Raw genomic sequence first — 1586 nt, 5'->3', positions numbered from 1 at the left:
CCAGGATCGCCATGACGTGGGGCATGGCGCCGGCGTCGGGCGCGGCCAGCGGCGCGGGGTCCACCGCCGCCTGATCGGCAAAGTCCAGCAGGCGGTGCGTGTAATCGAAGGTCGGCCCCAGCACCTGACCGCCCGGCACATCCTTGAACGTGGCCGAGACGCGCCGGTCCACCGCCATCGCGCCCGTGTCCACCGGCAAGGACCCACCGAACCGCGGCAGCGTGGTGCGATAGGCGCGGATCAGGAACACCGCCTCGATCAGGTCGCCCCGTGCCTGGCGGATCGCCAGCGCGGCCAGGTCGGGGTCGTAGAGCGAGCCCTCGGCCATGACGCGGTTCACGGCCAGGGCCATCTGCGCCTTGATCTGGTCGACCGACATCAGCGGCAGGTCGTGGTCGCCGCGGCGCTCCTCGGCCAGCCAGGCATGGGCGTTCTCGATGGCGCGTTCGCCACCCTTGACGGCGACATACATCAGGCGGCCTCCACGCGGGTGCTGCGCGGCAGGCAGGCCAGCCGGTCGCCGCAGGTCAGGATGAAGTCCAGGCCCATCGGGAACAGGGCGCGGTTGGCGCGGAACGGCGCGGTCGCGGGCAGGGACAGCGTCGCGCGGTCGCGGATGCCCGGCCCGCGCAGGACGGGGCCGTCCGCGTCCAGCCGGTCCAGCTCGACGATCAGCGTGGCCGAACGGTCGGGATAATCGGGCAGGCCCACCGCAAAGCGGTCCAGCGGCAGCAGGTCGGGCCAGCGCCCCACCGCCAACGCGGCCGACGGTGCATCCGCCATCGGGCAGCCCGCGTGAAACCGCAGCCACGGGGCCAGGTCGGGCAGCGCGCCCGCCAGATGCACCGGCGTCGTCGGATCGGCCAGCAACAGCAGCACCGTCGCGGCGGCGGGGCCGACCCCGGGGGCATGGGCCTGATCCAGGCGGTGGATCGTGCCGGGCCGGGCCATGGCCTCCATCAGCACGCGGAACCCCTGGGCCGATTGGCGGGCGGGATCGGTGAATCCGTGGCCGGTCATGCGTCCTCTCCACGTTGCAGGGTGAAGAACTCGACCCGGGTGGCGGCGGCCTTGGCGGCGCGGGTGTCGCGGGCGGCCTGCGCGTCGTCGCGCAGCGCGGCGATCAGGGGCGCATGGGCGTCGGGGTCGGTTTGCATCAGCGCGTCCATCGCCGCGGCCCGCCGCGCATGGGCGTGCGACCGTCCCTGCACATGGCCGTGGCCCTGCGTTCCGCAGGGCAGGCGCAGGGCGCAGCGGGTCACGGTCATTTCTCCGACGTTGAAGGGCGCGCCGGTGGCCCCGATGCGGCCTTGGACCATCACGGTGCCGGTTTCGGGCGCGCGCAGCAGGGCGTGATCGGGCAGGTCGGGCAGCAGCTGCGCCAGCCGGTCAGGCGCGCTGCGGGCCAGGATCGACAGCCAGTCGCGGCGATGGGGAATGGGGAAAGCTGACATCTTGCCGGGGTGTCCCGTTATCTATACAACTAGACATGTGATAGCGCGCCTGCGCTATGTTCTCAACCGGAACCGTGTGAATTTTTGATGACGGACAAGACCCCCCTGTGGCAGGCCATCGCCGACACCCTG

General features: G+C 72.0%; 3 protein-coding genes. All 3 read right to left on the bottom strand.

The window, feature by feature from the left end; all coding sequences use genetic code 11:
- On the bottom strand, positions 1–472 hold a 472-nt coding region (locus TW83_RS16245; RefSeq protein WP_045983826.1), incomplete at its 3' end, for a carbon-phosphorus lyase complex subunit PhnI.
- Positions 472–1020, bottom strand: coding sequence for a phosphonate C-P lyase system protein PhnH (gene phnH / locus TW83_RS16240; protein WP_045983825.1), 549 nt, complete (start codon positions 1018–1020; stop codon positions 472–474). The genes TW83_RS16245 and phnH, both read right to left, overlap by 1 nt.
- Positions 1017–1454: a phosphonate C-P lyase system protein PhnG gene (gene phnG / locus TW83_RS16235; RefSeq protein WP_045983824.1), complete on the bottom strand. Its 438-nt coding sequence runs from the start codon at positions 1452–1454 to the stop codon at positions 1017–1019. Before phnG ends, phnH begins: the two co-directional genes overlap by 4 nt.
- Positions 1455–1586 lie beyond the last annotated feature (132 nt).

It is taken from the genome of Paracoccus sp. S4493, assembly GCF_000967735.1.
Lineage (GTDB): Bacteria > Pseudomonadota > Alphaproteobacteria > Rhodobacterales > Rhodobacteraceae > Paracoccus > Paracoccus marcusii.
This window is presented reverse-complemented; position numbering and strand designations above follow the sequence as displayed.

Coding starts and splice junctions, on each gene's coding strand:
- phnH (WP_045983825.1), bottom strand. CDS start 1,020: ATGACCGGCCACGGATTCACCGATCCCGCCCGCCAATCGGCCCAGGGG.
- phnG (WP_045983824.1), bottom strand. CDS start 1,454: ATGTCAGCTTTCCCCATTCCCCATCGCCGCGACTGGCTGTCGATCCTG.